5 protein-coding genes are annotated in these 4,931 nt (G+C 64.7%); 1 reads left to right on the plus strand and 4 read right to left on the minus strand.

What is annotated here, in order from left to right:
- The 4 genes from HMPREF9538_RS32190 to HMPREF9538_RS32195 form a co-directional block, all read right to left on the minus strand.
- Window positions 1-1,408: LLM class flavin-dependent oxidoreductase (locus HMPREF9538_RS32190; RefSeq protein ID WP_071813918.1), on the minus strand; the 1,408-nt coding region annotated here is incomplete at its 3' end.
- A gap of 73 nt (window positions 1,409-1,481) precedes the next feature.
- A complete protein-coding gene (locus tag HMPREF9538_RS17135) occupies window positions 1,482-2,879 on the minus strand; it encodes an FAD/NAD(P)-binding protein (RefSeq protein WP_009484710.1) in 1,398 nt (465 codons plus the stop codon).
- A gap of 46 nt (window positions 2,880-2,925) precedes the next feature.
- On the minus strand, window positions 2,926-4,098 hold the full coding sequence (gene ssuD, locus HMPREF9538_RS17130) for an FMNH2-dependent alkanesulfonate monooxygenase (protein ID WP_002915347.1): 1,173 nt from the start codon (window positions 4,096-4,098) through the stop codon (window positions 2,926-2,928).
- A 77-nt stretch (window positions 4,099-4,175) separates the two neighbouring features.
- Window positions 4,176-4,292, minus strand: a complete 117-nt coding sequence (locus tag HMPREF9538_RS32195; protein ID WP_020317282.1) for a hypothetical protein — start codon at window positions 4,290-4,292, stop codon at window positions 4,176-4,178.
- A 77-nt stretch (window positions 4,293-4,369) separates the two neighbouring features.
- Here HMPREF9538_RS32195 and HMPREF9538_RS17125 point away from each other — a divergent pair.
- Window positions 4,370-4,931: sigma 54-interacting transcriptional regulator (locus tag HMPREF9538_RS17125; protein WP_009484711.1), on the plus strand; the 562-nt coding region annotated here is incomplete at its 3' end.

The following is a 4,931-nucleotide window of genomic DNA, read 5'->3' on the forward strand; positions in this document are numbered from 1 at the left end:
CCCCCCCCCCCCCCCCCCCCCCCGGCCCCGCGCCCCCCGCCTCGCGGCGGTAGCTGGCGCCCGGGTGAGGCGCGGCCAGACGCGGGCCGCCGCCGAACAGTTTTTCGCGCAGGGTCCCCTCGCGGTACTCTTGCTTAAAGACGCCGCGCTTTTGCAGCTCAGGCACCAGCAGCTCGACGACATCGCGGAAGGTTTCGTGAGTGACGGCATAGGCGAGGTTAAAGCCATCGACGTCCGTCTCTTCGACCCAGGACTGCAGTTCGTCCGCCACGGTTTGCGCGCTGCCAACCACCAGCGGACCGAAGCCGCCGATCCCCGCCCAATCGGCCAGGGCCTGCACCGTCCACTGGCGGTTCGGATCAGCGGTCGAAAAGGCCTCCACCGCCGACTGAATGGCGTTGGTGTGCAGATACTTCAGCACCTGATCCGGCTGATACTGGCCGAAATCGATCCCCGTCCAGCCGGAGAGCAGCGCCAGCGCGCCTTCATAGCTGACGTACTGCTTATATTCCTGCCACTTCGCCTGTGCCTCGCGGTCGGTGTCGCCGACAATCACCGTCTGCAGGTTGAAGATCAGGATGCTGTGCGGATCGCGCCCCGCCTCAGCTGCCCGGCGGCGAATATCCGCCACCGTCTTCTTCAGCAGCACCTTCGACGGCGCTGCGACGAAGACGCATTCGGCATGGTCGGCGGCGAACTGTTTGCCGCGGCTGGACGCCCCCGCCTGATACAGCACCGGCGTGCGCTGCGGGGATGGCTCGCAGAGGTGGATCCCCGGCACGGAAAAGAACTGTCCCTGATGGTTAATGGGATGGATTTTCCGCGGATCGCTGAAGATCTTCCGCTCTCTGTCGCGCAGCACCGCCCCATCCTCCCAGCTTCCCTCCAGCAACTTATAGATCACCTGCAAATACTCATCGGCATAGTCATAGCGGGTGTCATGGTCGGTCTGGGTCTGCTGGCCGATATTGCGCGCCCCGCTCTCCAGATAGGAGGTGACGATATTCCAGCCCACCCGCCCTTTGGTCAGATGATCGAGCGTCGACAGACGACGAGCGAAGGGGTAAGGATGCTCAAACGACAGCGAGGCGGTCAGGCCGAAGCCCAGATGCTCCGTCACCAGCGCCATTGGGGTGATCAGAGCCAGCGGATCGTTGACCGGAACCTGCGTCGCCTGGCGGATCGCCGCATCGCCGCTGCCGTTCAGCACGTCATAGATCCCCAGCACGTCGGCGATAAACAGCCCGTCGAACTTGCCGCGCTCCAGCAGCCGCGCCAGATCCACCCAGTACTCCAGATCTTTATACTGCCAGGAGCGATCCCGGGGATGCGCCCACAGGCCCGGCGACTGATGGCCGACGCAGTTCATATCGAAAGCGTTAAGACGAATTTCACGTTGTGATGACATAGCAATCTCCATAGCGCGGCCCGTCGCCGGGGCGCACGCGGCAAAATGAATCAGGGAAAAGAAAGAGAGGTATTCAGTACGCAGGACATCGGGAGTCCTGCGGGATCCCGAGCGTGAGTAACGCTTGCGCCGCCACGTCAGCGGCATGGTCGGCTACCTGCGGCAGGCCCATCAGTTCGCCAAAACGCCCGCGGGCGGCCGGACCGGCCACCAGCACCGGCAGCGCCTCAACGTGCGGCTCAGCCACTGCCCGGGAACGGCTGTCCACCTCCAGGCCCATGCCGAGGGCATCGGCGCGAATCAGGCCGCGGCGGGCGAGGTCCTGTAAAAATGGCTGGCTGTCGGTCAGGGCGCGGTGTGCGGGTCCGGTGGTCAGGATCAGGTGATCGACGCTCAGCGTCTGCACGCCGCCGCCGCGCCGCGCCAGCGTCAGACGCAGCGTTTCGCCTTCACCGCTTATCGACAGTAGCCTGGCCGCCTGCACCTGCAGACTGCCCGTGCGCTGGCGCGCCTCCAGCACCTCGGCGACCTGCGGCGCCACGCGGTAGCGGTGGACATCCCAGTAATGGCGCAGATGGCGCAGAAAACGCTGGCGATCGGCGACGCTGAGCGCCTGCCAGATCCGCTGCCCCTGCTGACGAACCGCATCCAGCACCACCTGCCAGCTCAGGCCCTGCTGCGCCGCATACGCGACGTCGAGGCGGATCTGGCGCAGGCGCTGGCGCAGGCTGCCCTGCTGATAGTCGCCAGGCCAGGTTGCCCCTGCGCCGCTAAGGTTGCCGCGCGACAGCAGGCCATGGCGCGAAAAGGCGACGATACTGCTGCGGTGGCCCAGCCGGTCCAGCGTCGCGACCGTATCGGCCATGGTTAATCCGGTGCCCATCACCGCCACCCGGGCGTGCGGGGCGATGGCATCGAGCGCGCCTGGCTGCCACGGGTTGGCAATCAGCGCCGGATGATGACGCCAGGCTTCGGCCTGTGCCGGCAGCGAAGGCGGTGGATGACTGATCGCCAGCACCAGCAGATCGGCCTTAAGCTGCAGGCCGCCGTCGGTGGTCACCGTCCCCTGATGAAAAGCGAGCGCCCGATCGCGCAGGTGGCGAAGCCGTCCGCCGCTGGACGCCGCGGCGTCGGCAAAACGCTGCGCCACATAGCGACCAAACTGGCCGCGCTGAGGGTAGACGGAACCGTCCGGGCGCAGCGCCTGCACATCGACGGTAAAGGCAGGCTGATGGCGGTACCAATGATCGAAGGCGCCCTCTTCGTCGCCGGCCAGCTGCATGCGAGCGGCCGGAACGTTAATCCGGTGCGTCGGCTCCGCAGTGGAGTAGGCCACCCCGGCCCCGGGGGACTGGCGCGGCTCCAGCAGCGTCACGCGCACCCCGTTCGGCGCCAGGCGCAGCAGCTCAATCGCCACCGCCGCGCCGCTAAAGCCGCCGCCGATAATCACGATATGCGGTTCTGCACTCATCGCTGCCCTCCTCCGGTATGCTGTCTCATGGTCGCGCTCCGGGCCATCAGCTGGCGCTGACCTGGCGCACCGGGCGCTTATCGCCGCCGATGGTTTCGCCAAACGGACCGGTGTTCACGCTACGCGCCTTCGACGAGGCCCCGTTTTCCAGCGGCAACAGAGGCATCACCAGCTCAGCAAAGCGGTGCGCTTCTTCCAGATGTGGGTAACCGGAGAAGATAAAGTTGCTGATGCCGAGCGCCTGATATTCGCGGATGCGTTCCGCTACCTGCTGCGGATTACCTACCAGCGCGGTACCCGCGCCGCCGCGCACCAGTCCGACGCCGGCCCACAGATTGGGCGCAATGCGCAGATTATCGCGCGATCCCTGATGCAGGGCGCTCATCCGCGCCTGGCCGGCCGAGTCCATGCGGGCGAAGATCTTTTGCGCCTGGGCAATGGTATCGTCGTCAAGATGGGCGATCAGCCGGTCGGCGGCGGCCCATGCCTCTTCTTCCGTTTCGCGCACAATGACGTGCAGACGAATGCCGTACTGCAGGGTGCGTCCGCGGGCCGCGGCGCGCTCGCGCACCACCGCCAGCTTCTCCGCCACCAGTTCCGGGGGTTCGCCCCAGGTCAGATAGCTGTCGATCTGCTCGGCCGCCACATCAATGGCCGCATCAGAAGAGCCGCCGAAATAGAGCGGCGGGCCATTCTCCTGCACCGGCGGGAACAACACCTCAGCGCCTTCCACGTGAATATGCTCGCCGTGATAATCCACTTTTTCCCCGCGCAGCAGGCGGGTGTAAACATCAAGAAATTCGCGGGTCACCTGATAGCGCTCGCTGTGGCTGAGGAAGATACCGTCGCCTTTGTTTTCCACCGGGTCGCCGCCGGTAACGACGTTGATCAGCAGCCGACCTTCCGATAAACGGTCGAGGGTGGCCGCCATCCGCGCCGCCAGGGTTGGCGGCTGCAGGCCCGGTCTGACCGCCACCAGATAGCGCAGACGGCGGGTCAACGGCGCCAGCGCCGAGGCCACCAGCCACGAATCTTCACAGCTTTTACCGGTGGGGATCAGCACGCCGTAGTAGCCCAGGCTGTCGGCTGCCAGCGCCACCTGCTGCAGATAAGGTAAATCGACCGGGCGTCCACCCTCGGTGGTACCCAGATAACGGCCATCGCCATGGGTAGGTAAAAACCAGAAGACATTGATCTTGTCGGGAGCTTGCTGCGTCATTATCTATTTCCTATATAACCATATCCGATATTTATCGAAGAGATGTTTTAATTTGGTTATATGGGTGTTAGCGATAATCATGCCAATGGTGAATAAAAAATTAATCTTTTAAAATCAATGTACTGAAAACGGCTTCGCCGCGCCGCGCTGTTGCAAATCGCGCAGCCGCCGCGCATCCGCTGGCGCATTTGCAACAGCCGCGGGCCTTCCCCCTCTGGTTTCTGCGGCCGCCGCAGGATAAGTTCAGAGCGTCAACGATCGGAGGCCCTCTATGCTGAACCCAGAATCCCCTTCCACCGCTCCCGCGCTGATCGACCCGGCGTCGAAGGCCTTCCAGAGCCTGCTGGACAAACTCGCGCCAACGGAGGCGACCGTGCTGATCGTGGGCGAAACCGGCACCGGCAAGGAGGTGGTGGCCCGCTATCTCCATCATCACAGCGCCCGTCGCCAGCAGCCGTTTCTGGCCGTTAACTGCGGCGCGCTGACCGAGAGCCTCGCCGAAGCTGAACTGTTCGGCCATGAGAAAGGCGCCTTCACCGGCGCGCAGCAGGGACAGCCCGGCTGGTTTGAAGCCGCGGAAGGGGGGACGCTGCTGCTGGACGAGATCGGCGAATTAAGCCTGCCGCTGCAGGTCAAGCTGCTGCGAGTGCTGCAGGAGCGTGAAATTACCCGCGTCGGCTCACGCAAAGCGATTAAAGTGAATGTCCGGGTGATTGCCGCCACCCACGTTGACCTGGCCCAGGCGATCCGCGAGCGCCGCTTTCGCGAGGATCTCTACTATCGACTGAATATCGCGGTGGTGCCGCTGCCCCCCCCCCCCCCCCCCCCCCCGC

The sequence above is a fragment of the Klebsiella sp. MS 92-3 genome, assembly GCF_000195655.1.
GTDB lineage: Bacteria > Pseudomonadota > Gammaproteobacteria > Enterobacterales > Enterobacteriaceae > Klebsiella > Klebsiella pneumoniae.